Source organism: Achromobacter kerstersii (assembly GCF_902859595.1).
GTDB classification, from domain to species: Bacteria; Pseudomonadota; Gammaproteobacteria; order Burkholderiales; family Burkholderiaceae_B; genus Achromobacter; species Achromobacter kerstersii.
Genome location: NZ_CADIJQ010000004.1, coordinates 198,764 through 219,738 on the forward strand (window position 1 = coordinate 198,764; position 20,975 = coordinate 219,738).

Annotated in this window: 16 protein-coding genes; 8 read left to right on the forward strand and 8 right to left on the reverse strand. The window is 63.5% G+C overall.

The genetic code is table 11. From position 1 onward, the window contains the following. Positions 1-13: 13 nt before the first annotated feature. The gene (gene prs / locus HV765_RS14715; RefSeq protein WP_175170142.1) at positions 14-856 is read right to left on the reverse strand and encodes a ribose-phosphate diphosphokinase; all 843 of its coding nucleotides are present in this window, start codon (positions 854-856) and stop codon (positions 14-16) included. Between the two features lie 96 nt (positions 857-952). After that, the gene (locus tag HV765_RS14720) at positions 953-1,624 is read right to left on the reverse strand and encodes an NUDIX hydrolase (RefSeq protein WP_175170143.1); all 672 of its coding nucleotides are present in this window, start codon (positions 1,622-1,624) and stop codon (positions 953-955) included. Between the two features lie 299 nt (positions 1,625-1,923). Here HV765_RS14720 and HV765_RS14725 point away from each other — a divergent pair, with 299 nt between their 5' ends. Then, on the forward strand, positions 1,924-3,033 hold the full coding sequence (locus HV765_RS14725; protein WP_175170144.1) for a porin: 1,110 nt from the start codon (positions 1,924-1,926) through the stop codon (positions 3,031-3,033). Between the two features lie 121 nt (positions 3,034-3,154). Here the strand turns inward: HV765_RS14725 and HV765_RS14730 are convergent, their stop codons facing one another. After that, complete coding sequence (locus HV765_RS14730; protein WP_175170145.1) at positions 3,155-3,826, reverse strand: ankyrin repeat domain-containing protein; 672 nt, start codon at positions 3,824-3,826, stop codon at positions 3,155-3,157. 283 nt (positions 3,827-4,109) lie between these two features. On the opposite strand from HV765_RS14730, the gene HV765_RS14735 reads away from it, so the two are divergent. Together HV765_RS14735 and HV765_RS14740 are read left to right on the forward strand one after the other, a co-directional pair. Continuing rightward, on the forward strand, positions 4,110-5,393 hold the full coding sequence (locus HV765_RS14735; protein ID WP_245636311.1) for a ParB/Srx family N-terminal domain-containing protein: 1,284 nt from the start codon (positions 4,110-4,112) through the stop codon (positions 5,391-5,393). Positions 5,394-5,440: 47 nt separating this feature from the next. Next, on the forward strand, positions 5,441-5,887 hold the full coding sequence (locus HV765_RS14740; RefSeq protein WP_175170146.1) for a gas vesicle protein: 447 nt from the start codon (positions 5,441-5,443) through the stop codon (positions 5,885-5,887). Positions 5,888-5,991: 104 nt separating this feature from the next. On the opposite strand, the gene HV765_RS14745 is transcribed toward HV765_RS14740, so the two are convergent. Beyond that, complete coding sequence (locus HV765_RS14745; RefSeq protein WP_054422773.1) at positions 5,992-6,801, reverse strand: hypothetical protein; 810 nt, start codon at positions 6,799-6,801, stop codon at positions 5,992-5,994. Between the two features lie 296 nt (positions 6,802-7,097). Between HV765_RS14745 and HV765_RS14750 the strand changes: the two genes are divergently transcribed. The 4 genes from HV765_RS14750 to HV765_RS14765 are packed head-to-tail and all read left to right on the forward strand — an operon-like array spanning position 7,098 to position 15,172. Then, a complete protein-coding gene (locus HV765_RS14750; RefSeq protein WP_082387029.1) occupies positions 7,098-9,923 on the forward strand; it encodes an ATP-binding protein in 2,826 nt (941 codons plus the stop codon). A 2-nt stretch (positions 9,924-9,925) separates the two neighbouring features. Further along, positions 9,926-11,143: an EAL domain-containing response regulator gene (locus HV765_RS14755; protein WP_175170147.1), complete on the forward strand. Its 1,218-nt coding sequence runs from the start codon at positions 9,926-9,928 to the stop codon at positions 11,141-11,143. A 14-nt stretch (positions 11,144-11,157) separates the two neighbouring features. Then, the gene (locus tag HV765_RS14760; protein WP_175170148.1) at positions 11,158-14,466 is read left to right on the forward strand and encodes a hybrid sensor histidine kinase/response regulator; all 3,309 of its coding nucleotides are present in this window, start codon (positions 11,158-11,160) and stop codon (positions 14,464-14,466) included. Positions 14,467-14,521: 55 nt separating this feature from the next. Beyond that, positions 14,522-15,172: a response regulator gene (locus HV765_RS14765; RefSeq protein WP_054422778.1), complete on the forward strand. Its 651-nt coding sequence runs from the start codon at positions 14,522-14,524 to the stop codon at positions 15,170-15,172. A gap of 18 nt (positions 15,173-15,190) precedes the next feature. Here the strand turns inward: HV765_RS14765 and HV765_RS14770 are convergent, their stop codons facing one another. Continuing rightward, positions 15,191-16,351 (reverse strand): BamA/TamA family outer membrane protein, encoded by a 1,161-nt coding sequence (locus HV765_RS14770; protein WP_175170297.1) that lies wholly within the window; start codon positions 16,349-16,351, stop codon positions 15,191-15,193. Between the two features lie 270 nt (positions 16,352-16,621). Between HV765_RS14770 and HV765_RS14775 the strand changes: the two genes are divergently transcribed. Further along, positions 16,622-17,317: a pentapeptide repeat-containing protein gene (locus HV765_RS14775; protein ID WP_175170149.1), complete on the forward strand. Its 696-nt coding sequence runs from the start codon at positions 16,622-16,624 to the stop codon at positions 17,315-17,317. Between the two features lie 12 nt (positions 17,318-17,329). Here HV765_RS14775 and HV765_RS14780 read toward each other — a convergent pair whose 3' ends face one another. The 3 genes from HV765_RS14780 to HV765_RS14790 all read right to left on the reverse strand — a co-directional run bounded on the left by HV765_RS14780 (position 17,330) and on the right by HV765_RS14790 (position 20,935). Beyond that, entirely contained in the window at positions 17,330-19,567 is a 2,238-nt protein-coding gene (locus tag HV765_RS14780; RefSeq protein ID WP_175170150.1) for a phosphocholine-specific phospholipase C, read from the reverse strand. A 49-nt stretch (positions 19,568-19,616) separates the two neighbouring features. Continuing rightward, positions 19,617-19,796 (reverse strand): hypothetical protein, encoded by a 180-nt coding sequence (locus tag HV765_RS14785; RefSeq protein WP_082387030.1) that lies wholly within the window; start codon positions 19,794-19,796, stop codon positions 19,617-19,619. A 173-nt stretch (positions 19,797-19,969) separates the two neighbouring features. Then, complete coding sequence (locus tag HV765_RS14790; RefSeq protein WP_175170151.1) at positions 19,970-20,935, reverse strand: bifunctional helix-turn-helix transcriptional regulator/GNAT family N-acetyltransferase; 966 nt, start codon at positions 20,933-20,935, stop codon at positions 19,970-19,972. Between the last annotated feature and the right edge of the window lie 40 nt (positions 20,936-20,975).

The following is a 20,975-nucleotide window of genomic DNA, read 5'->3' on the forward strand; positions in this document are numbered from 1 at the left end:
TCCTTCTTGGCTTTCAGTTTTCAATATTGACGAGCACCGGCGCATTCGCGCCTGTCGCATCCGTCCAGTCATAGGCAGTGAAGATGCCGGCGTAGCGGGCGTTCAGTTCGGCCAGCCCCTTGCTGAAGATGCCGTGCGTGACATACAGGTAGAGCGGCTGGCGGGTCTTGTCGCCCAAGGCGGCGGCCAGTTCCAGGAACGTGCGGCCGCCGTCGCAGATGTCGTCAACCACCAGCACGGGCTGATCGGGGATATCGTCCGGCACGCGCGTTTCAGTGATGCGTCCGGTTTGCGTATCGCGCACCTTTTCGGCGTAGCGCACGTCCGCCACGCCCAGCGTCTTGGCCAGAGCCTGCACGCGCTTGCGGGCGCCTGCGTCAGGCGCCATCAGGGTCACGCCCTGGGCAAAGGCGGGTGCGGCCAGCGCGTTCTTCAGGAACGCGGCGGCGTCCACCACGCGCAGACGTTGCAGCAGCGCCGGGGTCACGTCGCTGTGCGGTTCCACGACCGTCACGGTGGCGTACTGCTGGTCATTGATCAGCTTGCAGAACACGGCAGCGCCAAGCGCCTCGCCGGGATTGCAGACGCGGTCTTGGCGCGCGTACGGCACGTAAGGCATGTCCAGGTGCACCGGCACGCCCGGGTTCAGGCGGCGCAGCGCGTCGGTCAGCATCAGCAATTGCATGACATCGTCGGCCGACTTCAGCAATGCGTGGATACGGAAGGCGCTGGCGGCATCGGCTTGGGCCTGCAAGTTGGCCGGCACCGTAACCTGGCTTTCGCCCCCGGGAAATACAAACGCGGCCGGCGTGCCGGTGATGCGTTGCCCTTCTACTACCGCAGTGATGGTGAACATGATCAGCCCTTAGTGGCATTTCAAAACTAAGTGAAGCGAGTATAAACCTACTTATTGTTTGTTTGCAACTAAGTAGTGAATGGACGTCGCCCGGTGCTATCCGACGCTGCGGTCGAACAACGTGAAGTCCTTCAGGCGATACAGACGCGCGGGCCGTTGCGCGCCCCCGACTTGCTCTCCGGTATCTTCCAGCACGCCCCAGGCGTCCATCTTGCGGCGGAAGTTGGATTTTTCGAGCCGCGTCTGCAAGATCGCTTCGTAGGTGTGTTGCAGTTCCGTCAGCGTGAAGCGTTCGGGCAACAGGAAGAACGGCAAGGTGGAATAGCTGGACTTGTTGCGCAGCCGGGCGACGGCCGCGGTGACGATGCTGGCGTGGTCAAACGCCAGCGGCGGCAGCGCGTCCACGCTGACGAAACGGAAACCCTGGAAACCCGGGAAACCGGCCTGGCTTGCGGCTTCCAATTCCGCCGCCGGCACCAGCGCTACGTACGACACCGACAGCGACCATTGGCGCGGGTCACGGTCTTTGCCGGAGAACACCTGCAACTGTTCCAGGTAGCGGGGTTCAAAGCCGGTCTTTTCCCGCAGGACGCGGCGAATGCTGGCTTCGGTGTGGTCGTCTTCGTCCGCATGCACCACGCCGCCCGGCAAGGCCATCGCATTTTTGAAAGGCGCACGGTCGCGCTGATGCAGGGCAATTTCCAGCGCGCCTGCCCGCAAGGTGAGCAAGACGGCGTCAACAGTGACAAGAGGCAGTGGATAGTCCACGGGCGGGTTCCATGAATGCGGGTTCGGGGCAAGATGCCACTATGGCGTGCAACCGTCAAATGACACGCATCAGGCAGGTCACGAGGCACCCCTGCGGCACGCCGTCAGGCCAGGGCCAAAGCGCCAAGAATTAGACGAAATAGACGGAACATCCCAGGCAATAGACAGAAAATGACCCAGAAAATGACGCAGAAAATAACGTAATTGTTTATACTGCTGGCCGGGAACACCGTTCGGCTCACTGCCGAATGTGCTGTTCCCTTTGTTTTTTCCAACCCAAATTCCCAGGAGATCCCCGGATGAAAAAGACGCTGCTCGCCGCTGCGATGCTGACCGCTTTTACAGGCATTGCTCAGGCAGAACCGTCAGTCACCCTCTATGGTGTCATCGACACCGGCCTCGGCTACAACAAGATCAAGGGCGATGGCTACAGTGGTAGCAAGCTCGGCATGATCAACGGCATCCAGGCCGGCTCCCGCTGGGGCGTGCGTGGTTCCGAAGATCTGGGCGACGGCCTGCGCGCCGTCTTCAAGCTGGAAAGCGGGTTCGACTCCGCCAACGGCCAGCGCGGACAATCGGGCCGCCTGTTCGGCCGCCAAGCCACCATCGGCCTGGCCAACGACGCCTGGGGCCAGTTGGACTTCGGCCGCCAAGCCACGATCGGCTCGAACTACCTGGCCGACATCGATCCCTTCTACACCAGCTACACCCAATCCAACCTGGGCCTGGGTTTCAGCGCGGCCAACACCATGCGCTGGGACAACATGGTCATGTACCGCACCCCTTCGGTGAACGGATTTGAATTCGGCATCGGCTACTCGTTCAACGCCGACGACACGACCGCTGATCAAACGGGCTTCCGCACCGCCGACAACACGCGCGGCATCACCGCTGGCTTGCGCTATGTGCAAGGCCCGCTGAACGTTGCGCTGACATACGACCAACTGAACGGTTCCAACCGCAGCGCCACCATCGACAGCAACGCCACGCCGCGCCAGTACGCGTTGGGCGTGTCGTATGACCTGGAAGTCGTGAAGCTGGCCGCCGCCTATGGCCGCACCACCGACGGCTGGTTCGTCGGCCAGGACCTGCCCGCCGGCACCCCGTTCAGCGACGAGTTCGGCACCAACCGCTTCGTGAACGGCTTCAAGGCCAACTCCTACATGCTGGGCGCGACCTTGCCGGTTGGCGGCGCCAGCAGCGTGTTCGCCTCGTGGCAGCACGTGGCTCCGTCCAACGACAAGCTGACGGGCGGCGACGCCAACATGAACGTGTACAGCGTGGGCTACACCTACGACCTGTCCAAGCGCACCAACCTGTACGCCTACGGTTCGTACGGCACGGACTACGCGTTCATCGACGGCCTGAAGAGCACCGCCGCAGGCCTGGGCATCCGCCACCAGTTCTAAGCGGATAACGAAACGGGGCCCGCCGGTGTATGGCGGGCCCCGTTTCCGTTGGCCCGTTTCCATTGGCCCGTTTCCGTTAGCCCGTTTCCGTGGGCCCCGTTTCCATGGGCCCCGTTTCCGTTCAACGCGCTTGCGCGCGCTCAAGCATCTGCACGATTTCAGCCTGCCCGCGTTGCCGGGCATGCTGAAGCGGCGTCCGGCCATCGCGGTCGGCCAGGTTCACATCGGCGCCCGCCGCGATCAGCAGCGCGACAATCGCCTGATGCCGTGGCCCGCCGTCGCTCAGGATGATGGCCTCCAGCAAGCCCGTCCACCCCAGCCGGTTCACGTGATCCGGGTCAACGCCCGCTTGCAACAGCGTCTTCACCACTTCCACATGCCCGCGTTCGCACGCCGGGATCAGCGCCGTGCCGCCATAGCGGTTGGTGCTTTTCAAGTCAGCGCCATGCCGCAAGGCCAGGTCCAGGATCTCGCGGTAGCCTTCGGCTCCCGCTAGCAGATAGGCGCTGTCCTGCATCCGGTTCTGCGCATTCACATCCGCGCCGGCTTCGATCAGCGCACGCGCGGCGTCCACCTGATTTGCTTGCGTCGCCCGCAGCAAAGCCGTATTGCCCTGCACGTCCCGCCCTTCCAACGGCACACCTTGCGCCAGCAATTCGCGCACCCGCGCCGTTTCCCCTTGCGCGGCGGCATCCCGCAATTGCGCGGCCGGGTCCACCGCCGCCTCAGCGCCTGCCCCCAGCGCGCTGACCGCCAACACAAAACACGCCCGCCAGAATTTGATGATCGCCATAGCCGGTATCCTCCTGACTGAATCGACCGATGATTATGGACAAGCCTGTCAGTAATGGGAAATCGGCGCGCGGTCTTGCCCGTGCAATACGGGGGAAACACGCGGCAGTCATGATTGGATACCTTTAGAACGCAGACCCACACGGCCCATGACTCCTGAATTCCACCCTCCGAAGCCCGCCCTTTCGCCCCGCCCTTGCGTATCTCCGCTGGAGTGTCCGCTGGAGTCTCCGGTGGGATCGCCGGGAGTCTCCGCGCGGGTATCACCGCTGAGGTCCCCGCTGGTGCGCTTGCTGGCCGCCGCCCTGCTGCCGCTGGCGCTTGCCGCGTGCAATGGCGGTGGCAGCGATGACGATAAAGACTCCCCCATCGTCACACCGCCGCCCGCGGTCGTGGACCCGGCGCCGGAACCGGAGCCCCAACCTGAAACGCCGTCGCGCAACACGGCCTACCTGAGCGCAAAGCCGGGCGACGTCATTCAGGTGCGCATCGAAGAACTGCACCCCACGCAAGCCGCCATCGGCTACGACCAGATCTATTACAAGCTGGGCCGCTGGCAAGGCGACTTCAACCGCCCCACCTGGTCGGCCGATGCGGTCTTGCAGCTGGACTATCTGGACCGCACCGTCGGCAAGAAATTCGACGACTACTGCGAAGACATGGGTGGCACCGAACGGGCGCAAAAATTCGCTGACATCGCCGCCGCCCGCGCCGCCCGCCTGGACCAGCCCGCCACCTTCGCCTGCAAGGACGCGCCCGGCACGCATACCGAAAACCTGAAGACCGTCGTGGTCGGCTGGGATGGCAATCTGTACCTGACGGACGGCCATCACACGTTCTCGTCGCTGCGGGAAATTTTCGACGGCGGCCCGAAGCTGCCGGTCTGGGTCAAGGTAGACGCGAATTACAGCGACCTCACCACCGCCGCCGCGTTCTGGCAACGCATGGTCGACGAACGCCGCGCCTGGCTGCGTGACGGACAGAACCAGCCGATCACCGTTGACCAACTGCCCAGCCGTCTGGGTCTGGCCAGCACCGACGAAGCCGGCGGCATGCAGGAAGACCGCTATCGCTCGCTGGTGTATTTCACGCGCGACGTCGCCTACAAGAACGGCAGCCTGCCGGAGTTCGCGGAATTCCTGTGGGGCGACTGGCTGCGGCGCCAAGTGGCCAGCAGCCAACTGCCCGCGCTGGACCAGTACAAGATGGTGGCGCCCGCAACGCCCGCGCAAATTCTGGCGGTCAGCACCATGAACGCGGCGCTGGTGCCCGGCGGCGCCAACGACAGCTACGCCGCTGCCGTGCGCGATGCCGCATTGAAGATGGGCGCGCTGGCCCCGGCGGACGTCGTGTTCGATGACCGTACCGCCGCCAGCCTGGGCGGCATTCCGTTAACCGCCAACGTGGCCAATGGCGTCTCGGTGAAGGATTCACGCGACGCGCTGGAAGAGCTGCCGCGCGTGGACCGCAAAAGCGATGGCTCGCCGCGCAACGCCGGCAAACTGTGGTTCGCGGTCAACTACCGCGCCTGCGGCAAACCGGCAGCCGGCACCTGCTGGGGCTGGTAATCGAGTATCTTGTCGCTCTTTCCGCCCCTTTTTCAGAGACGTCACCCATGAGCATCGACTCCCCCATCGCCGCCTCCAGCGCCAACTCGAACGCTGCGCCCAGCGCGGACGCCTTTCTTCAGTTTCTGGTCAACCTGGTGAATAACGGCAGCCAGCTCGAGAGCATCGGCGTGACGTTGCAGATGGGCGGCATGCTGGTGTCGGGGTCGATCGTGTCGGGCGCTGATTACTTTGACCGCTTCGCCGCCAACTTTACCGAATCGTTGGACACGCTGGATGCGGATACGCGCAACGGCGTGCGCGCATCGTTGGCGGAATTGGGCGATGTCTTCCGCGTGCCGCAGCCCGTGGACCCGCTGCCTAATTACATCCACCTTGCCGACGCGTTGTTCTTCTCGGCCGACGGTTCACCCATCGCCGGTCAGCCCACGCTGTGGCGCGGCCGTACGAGCTCGGTGGACGGCTTCATCCTGGGCCGCCTGCAAGCGGGCTAAGGCTGGCGGCGGGCTGGTGGCTGGTGGCTGGTGGCTGGTGGCTGGTGGGCTGGTGGGCTGGCTGGCTGGCTGGCTGGCGGCTGGCGGCTGGCGGGCTAAGCGGCTTACAAGCCGTCTGCGCCGGCATAGCGCGTGGTGCATGCGTTGAAGGTGCGCCACGCGCTGCTGTCGGCTTGCAGCCAGGAATCCAGACATTCCGCGCTAAGCGGCGCAGATAACGCGTGGCCGCGGAATAGCAGATCGCTATGCAGGCGCATCCAGGCAAAGTCGCGGATGTCATCGACGCCGCCCGCCACGACGTGCAGCTTGGCGTTCCATGCGCGCTCCATCAGCGTGAAGAAGCGGCCTTGCAAGGAACGGTTTTCGGACAAGCCCAAAGGAATCTGCACTTGCAAGCCGTCGGGGCGCAATGTGCCACATTCCAGAACCCTGCCATTGATACTGGCAGGCACCAGACGCGCGCGCAGGCGAGCCTGAAATTCGGGGTAGCGCGCCAGCACGTCCGCGCGTTCCGATAGCCGTTCGGTCAGCGGCAATGTGAACATGAGGCGCTTGCTCGCCAGCATCAATGGCATGGCGTCATCGTGGTGGGCCGTCTTGTTGATCCAGATGCGATCGCCTTCCAGGCCTATGCCCAGTTCCGCACACAAGCGTTCGGCAAGATCGCCTGTGCCTGTGACATCAAGCGGATGTTCGAACGAGATGTCGATTGGGGTGCTGAATTTCTTGAAGAAGGCCGCACCAGCCTGAAGGCCGGCTCCCAAGCCGGAGGGATTCAATCCGCTCCAGGGGGATGGGCGGCTGCGCCCAAGCACGGCATATTCGTAGACCTGCCCTTGCGCGGTGAACACGGGCTGAAAGCGCAACAACACAGATTCGCTGCAACGAGACCAGAATCGAGCGTCGTCTCTCATGGCGTCACCCGGGCGTGGCGATGCGCGGAAGGTCGGGTCCGGGACAATTTCATTCAGTTCTCGATTAACGTATACCCGCCGTAGGCAGTGGCGGCGCGGCGCCTGAGCCCGGTGCGCAGCTGGATCGTGGCGGAGTCCGATATCTTGGGAATGGTGCCTAAGGCCGCCCGCAGAATGAACAAGAAGATTCTTAATCCCCGCGCAATATCGACCTTGCCAGGGGTGGCATCAACGCCTCACCCACTTTGAGATTCTTCTTATTCTCTGGGTAAGCAGGTGTTTCTACCATGCGTCAAATGCTGGTAGAAGACCGTGGCGCACTCGCCCTAGAACCTCAGGCCGCGCCGCGCGCCGCCTCTTTGCTGCTGCACTTTCTTGCAGTGGCGCTGCTCGTCTGCATTGCGGCGGGCGCGACCTTCTATCTGTACTGGACCTTCAGCAACGTCGTCTCCACGTATCGCCGCCATATGAATGCCGCGGCTTACGAGGCGCAGTTGTTCTTCGATCAGCGCGAAGCCTTGCTGCGATCCGTCGCCGCTGCCGCCGTGCGCAACACCAACCACGCGCCCATCAGCGAAACCCCCACGTATTTCGGCAAGACCGGCCAGATTGAAGTCCTGCCGTTGCAAGACGCGCCCGACACCTTCGACTGGGCGCTGATCCTGACCCCTCGCGACTTGCGCCGCCTGGCGCTGGCCAACACCAAAGTGGTGTACAGCTCGTTGCGCAATGCCACCACCACGCGTGTCGCCGCACACGGCCAGATCGTCGTGTCAACGATTCCCCCGGCCATCCAGCAATGGCTGGCGCTGACGCTGACCGATATCGAAACCCGCCCCGCTCCGCACGGACAGGCGCCCATCGTCTGGCTGCATCCGCCGCAAGATACGGTCAAGCGCCTGTTCCTGTTCACGCCGCTCGACCCCGTTCACCCCGAAACCGGCTGGATCGGGCTTGAAGTCCACGGCGTGGAAACCGCCGTGAATGCGCCGCGCTTCGGCGCGGGAAATTATGTGTTGTTTGACGAGCAAAGCCGGCCCGTGCTGCATAGCCCGGACGGCAGCGCCGTTGAACACACGCTGACGAAAACGATGCGTGAAGACGCCTTCGGCCTTCAAGGCCGGGGCTGGCTGCCCGAGTATCTTGTCCTGAGCAAATCGGTGGGCGACGACGGCTGGCGCCTTGTTTACTACACGCCCATCCTGCACGTCCTGCGCGACAACGCGTTCGCGTTGCAGATGGCTTCGATCACGTCATTGCTGCTGATCATTACGGTGGTCTTGCGGGTGCGCTACATCCGCCGCCGGCTGGTGTTGCCGGCGCTGCGCCAATATGAAGCGCTGGCCGACAGTGTGTCGCTCAACCTCAAGCTGATCGAAGTTGCGCCGGTGGGCCTGTGCCTGCTGCGGCGCTCCGACGGCGCGGTGGTCTTGTCCAACGACATGGCGCGCCGCTGGTTCCAAGGCACGCCCGGTTGGCGCGCCGAAATCCTGTCTCATCAGGGCGATGAAATGGGCCGCGAGCACAAGTTGAAGGATGGGCGCACGGCGTACCTGACGTTCGCGCCTACCACCTACCGCGGCGAAGCCGTTGTGCTGTGCGGCATCAGCGACATCTCGGCATTGAAGCGTATCGAGTATTCGCTGCTGCAAGCCAAGCGCGACGCCGAGGCCGCCAATCAGGCCAAGACCGTATTCCTCACGACCATGAGCCACGAAATCCGCACGCCGCTCTATGGCATTCTTGGCACGCTTGAACTGTTCTCGCTGACCCGTGTGAACGGCCAGCAATCGCAATACCTTGAGACCATCCAGCAGTCTTCTTCCACGTTGTTGCGCACCATCAACGACACGCTGGACTTGTCTCGCATCGAGGCCGGCCACACCGTACTGGAACGCGCGGCGTTCTCGCCCGTCGAACTGCTGAACAATGTGGTCGCCAGCTTCTCGGCGCGCGCACACGCTAAGGGCTTGCGCAGCTATGCCGTGGCCGACCCCGACACGCCCCCCTCCGTCCTGGGCGACGCCACCCGCATCCGGCAAATTCTTGACAACCTAGTCAGCAACGCCATCAAGTTCACGGATTCCGGGCAGATCGTCCTGCGCCTGAAACTCAACAGCCGTTGCCGCGACGACGTCGACCTGTGCTTCCAGATTGCCGACACCGGCGCCGGCATTGCGCCTGAACATCAAGCGCGCTTGTTTGAACCGTATTACCAGGTGGATGCCGACAACGGCGTGTCGGCGCCAGGCACGGGGCTGGGCTTGTCCATCTGCCGCCGCCTGTCCGACATGATGAATGGCCGCTTGAACGCCGTCAGCGAACCCGGCCTGGGCACCAGCATCACGTTCGAAGTCCGCCTGCCGCTGGCCCCTGACACACCTGAGGCCGCCAGCCCGGGTCTGGACAACACCACCGTCTACGTGCAAGGGGCCGTCCCCGAGATCGTCAACAACCTGTGCGACTGGCTACGCCGGTGGGGCGCTGTGGCGCTGCCATTCACGGGCGAAAGCACGCCATCGGCGGAACCCTCGGTACTGGTGCAGGCCTGGCCGCACGCGCAGAAGATCAGTAACTGGACGGGCCCGCAGGTCATCATTCATCCGCCCGGATTGCGCCCGCGTATTGACGACAGCCATCGCAATTGGTTCGCTACCGCCTACAACCAGGCCAGCATCCATCATGCCGTTCGTATGGCGCAAGGCGGCGCGGCGCGCTCGGCTTCCCTGGACGCCAAGGCCAAACCGGAACTCCTGGGCTTGCGCGTGCTGGTCACGGAAGACAACCCCATCAGCCAATTGATCCTGCGCGAGCAGCTCGAGCACCTGGGCTGCACCGTCACGCTGGCGGGCAACGGCCAGGAAGCGTTGAACCTGCCTGACCTGATGGGCTTTGACGCAGTGCTGACCGACTTGAACATGCCCTTGGTCGACGGCTACGAGTTCACGCGCATCCTGCGAAAGCGCGGATACGACAAGCCCATCCTCGGGGTCACCGCGAACGCATTTCCCAATGAACAGCGGCGCGGCATGAATGCGGGCATGACCAGCCTGTTGGTCAAGCCCTTGCCCCTAGCCGTTCTGCGTCAAACCCTGCAAACGGTCAAAGAACCCCGGAGTTAACGATGCTTTCCGTTTACAAGGTACTGGTCCTTGACGACCACCCATTCCAATGCGCGCAGATGCGCGGCCTGCTTGAAGACGCCGGCTTCGAACAGGTGGACATGGCAAGCACCGCAGAAGAAGCGCTGGAAAAAGCGCGTTTGCATTCCTATGAGCTGATTCTGATGGAGCTGAACATGCCCGGCATGGATGGCGTGCAGTTCATCCACGAGTTGGCCCGGCAGCACTTGAGCCCGATGTTGGCGATTACCACCGCGTGCTCGCGCCGCATCATGAACAGCGTCAGCCTGATGGCCAAGGAAAAGGGGCTGGCCGTCATCGGTGCGTACACCAAACCCGTCACCCGGGAAAACGCGCAAGCGCTGGCCAACCGCCTGCGCCAGGCTCGTCCGGACCCTGTCGCGCACCTGGCGCCCATTCTGGACCCTGCCCGGCTCTTCGAACGCCAGACCTTGGAAAAGGCGCTGAACACCGGCCAGATCCAAGCCTGGTTTCAACCCAAGAAGGCGTTGGCCACCGGCAATATTGTTGGGGCGGAAGCCTTGGCGCGCTGGCATCACGAAGAGTTCGGGTTCATGCTGCCCGCGTCTTTCCTGGGTGCGGTCCGGCATCATGGCCTGGACCACGCCTTACTGATGCGGATGCTGGAAGACGCGCTGACGGCCTACCGCCGCTGGCGCCACATGGGATTCAAGATGCCGGTTTCGGTCAATCTGCCCACGCGGTTACTTGATGAACCTGATCTGCCCGACCAGCTTTACAATCTTGTCGCGGACCAAGACGTCCCCTTCGAGGACGTCACCTTTGAACTGCTGGAAGACGACACCGCAACGCTTCCAGGCCAGTACTACATGGGGGCAAGCCGCCTGCGCTTGAAGGGCTTTGGTCTGGCGCAGGACGATTTCGGCAAAGGATACAACTCCATGTACACCTTGATTTCCACCCCCTTCACCGAATTGAAGATCGACCGCGCCTTCGTCAGTGGCGTCGTCGAAGATGGAGTCCGCGCCGCGGCGTTGTTATCCTCGGTGCAACTCGGCCGCCAGTTAGGCTTGCTGATTACCGCCGAAGGGGTGGAAACAACGAAAGAACTGGAGTTTTTACGCGATATCGGCTGTGATTTCGCCCAGGGCTTTCTGATATCCGCCGCCGTCAACGCCCACGACTTCACCGATTTGCTGGCTAACGAACCCCGCCCGTACGCCACCCATCCGCTATAGGACTACTGCCGCGCATGCAGGAAACGCCGTTAAGCAGGATCGCTCGCACCTCTCGCCGCCTGAATACCGCACTGTTCGGCATTCTGCCCGTTGCCTTGATCCTGATCGGCGCTCTGCTGTGGGGCGCACAACGCATCATCAAGCAGGAAGAAGACCGTTTGCTGATGGATTTCGCCGTCCTCGTGGGCTATATCCACGAACAGGAAGGCTTCCTGATCCAGTTCAGCAAGGAAAACCAACGTTTGGATGGCCGGCCGCCGATCGAACACGTTGAGCTTGGCGCCCCGATGGCGGCTTCGCGCCCCGATTTTCGGCTCTATCGCGGACAGCATGCGTTTGTGGCCATGCCGTTTTCGCTGCTTTGCCGCTACCCCGCCGACTGTCCGGCAGCGGGCAGCCCCGTCCCGGCAGCGTCCGGCTACTTCGCCGATTTCTACAGCACGTTCTGGGCCAACTCGTACTTTCCTTCGGCCGCCGCCTTTCTGGTGAACCGCACCGACAGCGTCACGGTCGCCGTGCCTGCCATCAACGTGAAGCCCGGCTATGGCGTCCCGCTCAGCGAAGGCACCTTGCTGCTGGTCGATGACGGCGTGCGCGCCTGGCTGAACAAGCCCCAACCCGTTACCACGCCCCCTTCGGCCGCTGCCGCCGACACGGAAATCATCGACGAACAACCCGACCGAACGGTGCAGTGGTTCCGCGCGCCGGGGCTGAACAACCGCATGATCGGCATCATGGCCGCCGGCCTGCCTGACGCCGCCTGGAGCAACCGCGACGGCAAGCGTGCCGAGCTCTTTGCCGTCACGCTGCTCAGCCGCAACCGCATCAACATCTACGACAAGGCGCTGCCCTCCATCCAATACGACGCCTTCTGGCTGAGCCACCGCGATGAAGGCCTGATGATCGGCGACGGCCCCGCCCCCGTGGGCGGCCACGATGGCCTGAATTACATGGCCGATGGCCTGGTCATGCAAGTGACGGACCCGGCCGGGCGCTGGACGGCGCATTACCGCGTCAGCTATGGCAACTTCTTTCAAGACAATCTCTGGCTGCCGGTCAGCGCCCTGCTGGCGCTGCTGCTGAGTCTGGCAGGCGGCATCGGCTATCAGCGGTGGTACAGCCGCCGCGTGATCGAGCCCGCGCAGATCGCGCACCGCGACATCGCCGAAAGCGAAGAATTCAATCGAACGCTGATCCAGACGGCGCCCATCGCGCTGTGCGTGTTGGCGCGAGCCGATGGCGATGTGCTGTTCGCCAACAGCCTGGCGTTGGAATGGCTGGGCGCCGCAGCCGGACAGGGGCTGCGTGATTCGCCCGCCGCGCAGCCCCTGCTGGACCAGGTGCTGCACGCCACGGAACCCGGCACCATCGAGACCTTCCACGCCGACGACGGCCGCCCGCTATACGTGGCCTATTCGCCCACCCGCTACAAGAAGCAGAGCGTGGTGCTGTGCGCCTTCGCCGACATCAGCGCGCGCGCCGAAATCGAGCGCACGCTGGCGCAGGCCAAGCGCGACGCCGACAAAGCCAGCGAGGCCAAATCCACCTTTCTTGCCACGATGAGCCACGAAATCCGCACGCCGCTGTATGGCGTGCTGGGAACGTTGGAACTGATGGGCATGACCGAACTGAACACCGAACAACGCCAGCATCTGGAACGCATCCAGAACTCGTCGGTGATTCTGCTGCAATTGATCAGCGACATCCTGGACATCACCAAGATCGAGTCGGGTCAGCTGGCGCTGGAGTCCAGTGTGTTCAGCCCGCGCGACCTGGTGGAAAGCTGCACCCGCTCGTTTGCCGCCATGGCAGGGCAAAAGGGGCTGCTGCTGTTCGCCTGCGTGGACGGTTCCGTGGCGCCCTGGGTAATGGGGGACGCTGTGCGCATCCGGCAGATTCTCAGCAACCTGCTCAGCAACGCCATCAAGTTCACCGAGTCCGGCCACGTCATCGTGCGGCTGCGCGGGGCGAATCTGCAAGACGGCGCGCAACGGCTGACATTGCAGGTGGTGGACACCGGCATCGGTATCGGCAAGTCCGAACAAAGCCAGCTGTTCAGTCCGTTCTACCAAATCGACAGCGCCAGCCACACCGTGCGCGGCGCGGGCATCGGCCTGTCGATCTGCGCCCGCCTGGCCAAGTTGATGGACAGCCAGATCCGCGTGACCAGCGAGCTGGGCCTGGGCAGCAGCTTCGCGCTGGACCTCGTCTTGCAGCCGGCCGACGGCCCCGCCATCGAGCTGCCTGATCTGCACGGCATTCGCATCCAGGTGCGCAGCCCGCATCGCGAACTGACCGACAACGTCTGCCTCTGGCTAAACCGCTGGGGCGCGACAGCGGACCCTGCCACCGGCTCGCAGCCCCGCGGCGAACGCGATGATGTCTTCCTGGACCTGCTGGGCGCCAACGATGCCCGGCCCGTCAACTGGGCCGGGCATTACCTGGCGGCGGGCGACCCCTGGGCCAGCGCCCCCGGCGCGCCGGAACAGATCGATGGCCACGACCTGGACAGCATCGGGTTCGCCATCGCGCGCCTGGTGCGGGGCGATCCGGTCGTGCCGCCCGCGGTCAGCGCCGATGCCGTCCTGGACCCCCTCGACTTGCAGGTCCTGGTCGCGGAAGACAACCCGATCAACCAGGCCACGCTGCGCCATCAGCTTGAGCAGTTGGGCTGTACGGTGACGGTGGCGGCAGACGGGGCGGAAGCGCTGTCGCTGTGGGAACTGGGCGCCTACGACCTGCTGCTGACCGACGTCAACATGCCCAAGATGAATGGCTACGAGCTGACCGGCACGCTGCGCGAGCGCGGATTCACGCAACCCATCATCGGCGTCACCGCCAACGCCATGCGCGACGAAGAAGCGCGCTGCATGGCGGCGGGCATGAACGCGTGGCTGGTCAAGCCGATTGAACTCAGCACCTTGCGCCGCCACCTGGGCAATGTGGCGCCGCGGCGCCACGACAAGGCGTCCCCCCCTTCGGACACGCCCCCGGCCGCTGCCGCTACGCCCAACGCCGATACCCCCACCAACTCCGATGCGCTGTCTCCGCTCGTCCCCGCCCAGTACCGCCGCCTGTTCCGGGAAACCATGGAGTCGGATCTGGCCAAACTGGAAGCCGCCATCGCCCAGCGCGACGTGCGGGTGGCGCTGCAAACCATGCACCGCATGCGCGGCGCGCTGGTAATGGTAAAAATGACGCCACTGTCATCTCAGCTCGAAGCCATCGAATCCCGGCTCAAGCGCAATGACCGGGACGAACAAGCCTTTCAGGACACCTTGACGCTGATAGTTGAACTCAAAGACCTTCTGGTCCAAGTCTGATTCTTGGTGCAGAATGGTCCCGATAATTCATCCCATCAATACTCCGCGTCCCCGCATGGAACGACTTCGAATAGTCTTGGCAGACGATCACCCGCTTGTGCTTATGGGCATGCGCGATCTGCTCGATAAGGATCTCAGCTTTGAGGTCACGGCAACATTGGCCAGCCCGACCGAGCTGGTCGAACACCTGACACAAGATCTGCCGAATGTAGTCATCACCGATTACTCCATGCCCGGCGATGAAACCTATGGCGACGGCATCCGGCTGGTGAAATACCTGACCCGGCATTTTCCGCGCGCGCAGGTCGTTGTGCTGACGATGGTGTCGAACCCGATGATCATTTCAGCACTGTATGACGCAGGGGTTGCGGCGGTGGTGCTCAAGCGCGACAACCTGGCCGAAATTGTCACGGCATTGCAGACGCTGCAAGCCGGGCGCAAATACTATCCCCCCGGGTTTCAACGCGACGGCACGGTAGATTCCCGCACCAAGTTCATCGGCGAACGCATCAACAGCCTGTCCCCCAAGGAATTCGAAGTGCTGCGCCACTTCATTCGGGGTGAATCCATGATGCAAGTGGCCGAGACGCTCAAGCGCAGCGTCAAGACCGTGAGCGGACAAAAGATATCCGCCATGCGAAAACTGAACGTGCAGACGGACCAGGAACTGGTGGCGTTCTGCGTAGAAACCGAGATTTTCCAGTAACGCCGTCCGCCCCTGGCCTTAGCGCCAGGCGCTGCCCACCTGAATATAGAACGCGTTCTGATCCTTGCTGTGAGCCACGTCGATACCGACGGACAAGCCCATTTTCTTAGCGATCAAATAGCGAAAGCCCGTCCCCACGCTGACCACGTTGGGCGCTTCACTGAATGAATTCCAGCGGCCGTAGGCTTTGCCCAGCCCCGAGAACGCCAGCAGCGACCAACGCGGTGTGACGTTCCACCGCAACTCCAGCTCGGACACCAGCGCAGTCTTGTCCTGATAGCGGCCGCGCGACACGCCGCGCAAATCGATGGACGGCTGCGCGTAAAACGGCACCGCGCCACTGGTGGTCTGGCCGTCCAGACGAACGCCCAGGTTCCACTCTGGATTCAACGGCATCCACGTGTAGCCGCGCGCGCTGTAGGTATCGAACGACTGCGAACTGCCCAGCCAGCCCCGCGCAAACTGCGCCTCAATTTCCGCATAGCTGCCCTTCGTGGGGTAGAACATGTTGTCGCGGCTGTCGTAATCGACCACCAGGCCCAGCTTGCCGATGCGCCCCTGCTGGTCAGCCGAGCTAAGTTCGCTGGCGGCGTCCCCCGTGAAGCGTGTCGTGGAATTGAAGTAGGTGTAGCGCGGCCCGATGTACCAGCGCGAATCCCCTACCCGCGCCAGCAGCTGCTGCACCAGAAACGTGCCCTTGAGCTCGTAACTTCGTCCGACATTCAGCTTGCCGTAGTAATCCAGGTTCATCCGGCCGTGGGCCAGCGCGCCCAGATAGCGGTAGCGGTCGCCGTCCCAAGTATGAAAGTGGAACAGCCCGCCAAAGCGGCTGCCGTTTTCGGTCAGCGCGCCACCGATGCCGGTGACGTTCGGCGGCGCCTTTTCGCCCTCTTCGCGAGGCGCGCTGCCGGCCTCTTCCAGTGACTCCGAAAAGTACAGCAGCATCGCCCCGCCGCCGTACCCCACCGCGGGTTCGGTGATGACGATGGGAATCGGCATGACACCTTTGCGGTGCAACAGAAAATCACTGGTGTCGAAGTCCCCATCCTGCGTGTCTGTGAACGAGGCGGAATCTGCGGCGTGCGCATTGAAGGCCAGCGCCGTGAAGGCCAAAACGGTGATCGCCCAAAATGTGATCGCCCAACCCGTGATCGCCCGGGCGCATCGGCCCCGACGCATCGCTTTCATCCGGGGAGCTGCTTCAAGCCGATGGCTGCCCCCCCCTTCCTGCACCTGCATAGACGGTTCCTTTCAACACGACTTGACTTGCGTGAACGGGAGGAAGCCGGCCTGCGGACGTCAAGCCGGCTGACGAAACAGTAAAGAAATACAGGCTGTTTCACAAGCGCGGAAGCGGCGCTTCTGGCTTGGTATCCTTTGGGGCTTGCCCGAGCGGACGCCGCGCCTTTGCGTCTACATTGCTCGGGCGCATCAAACCGAGACCGTGGCATGACGCAAGACGCATTTGAATCCATTACCGACCAGGAAGTGAACCGCAGCGCCATGCAGGCGCTGCTTGAACAAGCGGCGGGCCGCCCGTTGTTCTTCCAGGACTGCGATTTCCAGAACGCTGACTTTTCCCGGCTGGATCTGCGCGGCGCGCAATTCACCGCCTGCGCCATCGCCGACGCCTCGTTTCAGGGCGCCACGCTGGCCGACACCACCTGGGTGCGTTGCCGGGGCGGCCGTGCCAATTTTGCGTCGGTAGATGCCAGCGACGCGGTCTTCCAGAACTGCGATCTGAACAACGCCAACTGGCGCCGTGCGCGCCTGGCCGCCGCCCGGTTCCAGGGATGCAAACTGACCGGTTCCGACTTCGACGGCATCGCCTGCCTGGGCTGGACGGTTGAAGAATGTTTGCTGGTCGGTGCGCTCTTGCGCGGCGTGTCGTTCCGCAAAACCGCCCTCATGCAGCTGGACTTTTCAGATGCGGATCTTGCGGGCAGTGATTTCCGCGACACCGTCTTTCACGGCGGCAGCCTGCGCAACGCCAACCTGAAAAACGTGCGCTTTGAAGGCGCCGACCTGCGCGAAGTGGATTTAAGCGGCATCGACCTGACCGCCGCCGCGCGGCTGGCCGGCGCCACCATTTCCAAGACGCAGGCCGCCGCGCTGCTGGCCGAGCTGCGCATCAGTGTGATCTGACGCGCACGGGCGTTAGCCTTCGGCGCCCATCGCCGGGTCGCTCACCGTGTGCTTGCCCGTCTCGACCCGCCCGGCGAAGCGGCGATAGAAAGCCGGGTCGCTGGCGCACGTGACGGCGAAGTCATACCACTGTCCGCTTTCGGCAAGCGCCCAGTGCAACGATGCCGTCGCGCCGCCCGCCACGGATTGCTTCCACGGGCCATCCTGCCGATAGGCCAGCGCCGTCACCGTGAAGTCGCCGGCATTGGCGCCCGCGTTCATGAGCTCGGCATAGACGTCGCCATTGGCGATGTCGTAGCAAACGCGGATCTCGGGCGCGACACCCGACTCCGCGATGCGGCTGGTATCGCCCTTGAAGTGGCGATGCAGGCCGTTCGGCCCCAGCACCCACAAGTCATACCGGCCAAGATTGTCCTGGAACGCATTCCAGGTATCCGACAAGGACTTCCCCGCTTCCACCACATAGCGGCGCGGCACGCGGTCCAGGTTCAGCCGGTCATACACATGGAACACCGCCGCCTGCGTGCCGGTATTGGAGAACAGCAATTCCACCGTACCCACCGCGCTGCAACGCGCACTGGCGTGCAGTTCATACGGCAAGGCGCGTGACGGACGCGTGCCGCTGGCCTGAATGGGCAACTGCATATCCGTGGGCAAAGGCATGGCGGGTAACGCTTCCTGTGCGCTGCGCAACTGGTCGGCGGCGCTGCGGGTGCTGCGCCCGGCCAGCGTGGGCAAGGCCTCGGTGTTGGGCGTCTGGAAGTTGAACGCGCTGGTCAGGTCGCCGCACACGGCACGGCGGAATGGGCTGATGTTGGGTTCCTGCACGCCAAAACGCGCTTCCAGAAAGCGCAGCACCGAGGTGTGGTCAAACACCTGCGAATTGACCCAACCGCCACGGCTCCAGGGAGAGATGACGAACATCGGCACACGCGGGCCAGGGCCATAGACGCGGCCATCCGGCGCGGGCTGGCTGCTGCTGCCGGCGGGCGCGGGATGCGAGAAATATTCAAACGCCATGTCCGTGTCGCTTAGCGTGGACTTGCCCGCTTTGCCCAAACCCGAATCGGGCGACGGCGCAGACGGCGACGGCACGTGATCGAAGTAGCCGTCGTTCTCGTCGAAGTTCACCAGCACCACCGTCTTGCTCCAGACTTCGGGCACGGCGGTCAGCGCGTCCAGCACTTCTTGCAGGAACCACGCGCCTTGCACCGGGCTGGACGGGCCGGGGTGTTCGCAATAGATCGACGGCGCGTTCATCCAGCTGACTTGCGGCAGCTTGCCTTCGCGGATGTCGCGCTTGAAGGCGTCCAGATAGTTCTCGGGCGCCGTGCCGGGCAAGGTGTTCGCCACACCCTTGTATAGCGGGTTATGCGCGTTGTCGCTGGCGGCGTCGTAGGCGTGATACGGCAATGCCTGGCCGGTGTTGGCGTACGGCACGCCGGGCTCGCCCCCGCTGGATACCGGGAAGCCGGACGCGATGTTCGCGCGGCGAAATTGCTGGAAAGCGCCCAGCATGTTGTCGCCCCATTCGTCCGGCATGTTCTGGTACGAAATCCAGCTGACGCCAGCGGCTTCCAGCCGTTCGGCATAAGTCGTCCAGGTGTAGCCGGTGTTCTGCGACGCCGGCCGGCCGTCGATCCAGTCCCACTCATTGTTCACGAACGACGCGCCGCCTGCCGTCGCGCCATTGGTGCCCGTCAGGTGGAACGCGCGGTTGGCGTCGGTGCCAGTGTGCATCGAACAGTGATAGGCGTCGCACAAAGTGAACGCGTTGGCCAGCGCGAACTGGAACGGAATCTCGCGTTCCTTGAAGTAGCCCATCGCGATGTCGGTCTTGTGCGTGGGCCATTGCGTCATACGGCCGTGGTCCCACGCGGCCTGGCTATCCACCCAGGTGTGGTGCGCGCCATCCGCGCGCTGCGCGTTGTGGGTGCTGCCGTCCAGATGGTAGGGCGTGAGCACGGCGCCGTTGGCGCGCTCTTGCTGCCAGACGCGGCGCCCGTTGGCCAGGGGAATGGTGAAGCGGTCGCCAAAGCCGCGCACGCCTTTGAGCGTGCCGAAGTAATGGTCGAACGATCGGTTCTCTTGCATCAGGATGATGACGTGCTCCACATCCTTGATGGTGCCCGTGGCGTTGTTGGCCGGAATGGCCAGCGCGCGGCGGATGCTGGGCGGAAATGCGGCCAGCGCGGCGGCGGCAAAGCCTGCGCCCGTGGCGGTCTGTAGAAAATTGCGGCGTGAATTCATCTCGAGGCTTCTGGGTCGTTGAGGTCAGGGCAAGTCAGCGCGACGGCGTTCAAGGCGCGCATCGCAGCAGCGGCGCAGGCGCGGGCGGCTGAGGCTGGGGCTGCTCGGTGACAGGAGGCTCGGGAGTGGGCGATGACGGCTCGTCGTCGTCATCACCGCCACAGGCGGACAAGGTGACGGCCACGAGCAAGGCGGCCGCAAGCGTTCGTGCAATGCGTTTGGGAGGCATGGGGAGTCGGTGGGGTGAGGAAAAACTTTCATGCCGCTTTCAAGCAGCAAGACCCCAGCGAGTCTAGGAACGCGACGTGACAACCCCGTGAATCCTCACGGGGTGATTCAGGCCGCGTTGTATCGGCGTATGTCCACGCGGACATCCGCGTGTCATGTGCGTAAGACGAGCGGTCAGCGGCGGCGCAGGAAGCGCTGCTCGACGACGACGCTGCCCCACTGCTGGCCTTCGGATTCGTCGGTCAGCACAAAGCCCGCTGACTCATACAAGTGGCGCGCGGCGTCCAGCCCCTTGAAGGTCCACAGATAGGTCTCGTCGTAGTGCGCGTCGGCAAAGGCCAGCGCGCGCTCAAGCAGTGCGCGGCCCACGCCCATGCCACGCAAGGCGTCGTCCACAATGAACCAGCGCAGGTGCGCTTGGCGCTTCGCAAGATCGCCGTCGATCACGATGCTGGCCAACACCCTGCCCCCGTCCACATACAGCCATATGCCTTTGCCCTGTGCGGGCAGGCCTTCCGCGAAGGCAGCCAGCTCGCTGGCGACCTTGCGTTCGAAGTACACGCCAAAGCCCGACGTTTGTGCGTAGTAGCGTGCGTGCAGGCTGGCGACATCGCCAATGCAGCCGGGCACATAGCCGTCGTGAATCGAATCGCTGATGGATGTGGCGGGCGGCGCCAGGTTGGGATTTTCGCGTGACAGCGCATCGGCATACAGCGACATGAAGCGGATCAGCGATTGCTGATCGTCAGGCGCCAGTTTGCGCAATGCCCGCGACACCTGATCGGTGGCGAACTGGTCGATGCGCGCACGAAGCTCCAGACCGGCTGCGGTCAAGGTCAAGCGGGATGCGCGCGCATCGCCGGTATCGGTTTCACGCGTCACCAGGCCGGCTGATTCCAGCTTGGCCAATTGGCGGCTGGTGTTGGATTTATCCAGCCTGAGAATCCCCGCCAGGTCGCGCGCCTGAATGCCGGGCTGCAAACCGATTTCGATGATGGCGTGAACGGCGGAAGGGGCGAGATCGCTGCCGGCCAGCGACGTGCGCATGAAGCCAAGTTCGCGTACCAGCTTGCGGGAAAATTCCCGCAAATCCCGGATGGTCTGCTCACGGGATTGCGGAGGGAAATCGATGAGATCCATGGCGGCCCCAATATAAGTTGCGGTTCGCAACCAATATAAT

Excerpts from the sequence above, each read along its gene's own strand:
- HV765_RS14780 (WP_175170150.1), bottom strand. The coding sequence starts at position 19,567 with ATGAATTCACGCCGCAATTTTCTACAGACCGCCACGGGCGCAGGCTTT.
- HV765_RS14740 (WP_175170146.1), top strand. The coding sequence starts at position 5,441 with ATGAGCATCGACTCCCCCATCGCCGCCTCCAGCGCCAACTCGAACGCT.
- HV765_RS14730 (WP_175170145.1), bottom strand. The coding sequence starts at position 3,826 with ATGGCGATCATCAAATTCTGGCGGGCGTGTTTTGTGTTGGCGGTCAGC.
- HV765_RS14775 (WP_175170149.1), top strand. The coding sequence starts at position 16,622 with ATGACGCAAGACGCATTTGAATCCATTACCGACCAGGAAGTGAACCGC.
- HV765_RS14760 (WP_175170148.1), top strand. The coding sequence starts at position 11,158 with ATGCAGGAAACGCCGTTAAGCAGGATCGCTCGCACCTCTCGCCGCCTG.
- HV765_RS14785 (WP_082387030.1), bottom strand. The coding sequence starts at position 19,796 with ATGCCTCCCAAACGCATTGCACGAACGCTTGCGGCCGCCTTGCTCGTG.
- HV765_RS14765 (WP_054422778.1), top strand. The coding sequence starts at position 14,522 with ATGGAACGACTTCGAATAGTCTTGGCAGACGATCACCCGCTTGTGCTT.
- HV765_RS14790 (WP_175170151.1), bottom strand. The coding sequence starts at position 20,935 with ATGGATCTCATCGATTTCCCTCCGCAATCCCGTGAGCAGACCATCCGG.
- HV765_RS14750 (WP_082387029.1), top strand. The coding sequence starts at position 7,098 with ATGCTGGTAGAAGACCGTGGCGCACTCGCCCTAGAACCTCAGGCCGCG.
- HV765_RS14745 (WP_054422773.1), bottom strand. The coding sequence starts at position 6,801 with ATGAGAGACGACGCTCGATTCTGGTCTCGTTGCAGCGAATCTGTGTTG.
- prs (WP_175170142.1), bottom strand. The coding sequence starts at position 856 with ATGTTCACCATCACTGCGGTAGTAGAAGGGCAACGCATCACCGGCACG.
- HV765_RS14755 (WP_175170147.1), top strand. The coding sequence starts at position 9,926 with ATGCTTTCCGTTTACAAGGTACTGGTCCTTGACGACCACCCATTCCAA.
- HV765_RS14725 (WP_175170144.1), top strand. The coding sequence starts at position 1,924 with ATGAAAAAGACGCTGCTCGCCGCTGCGATGCTGACCGCTTTTACAGGC.
- HV765_RS14770 (WP_175170297.1), bottom strand. The coding sequence starts at position 16,351 with ATGCGTCGGGGCCGATGCGCCCGGGCGATCACGGGTTGGGCGATCACA.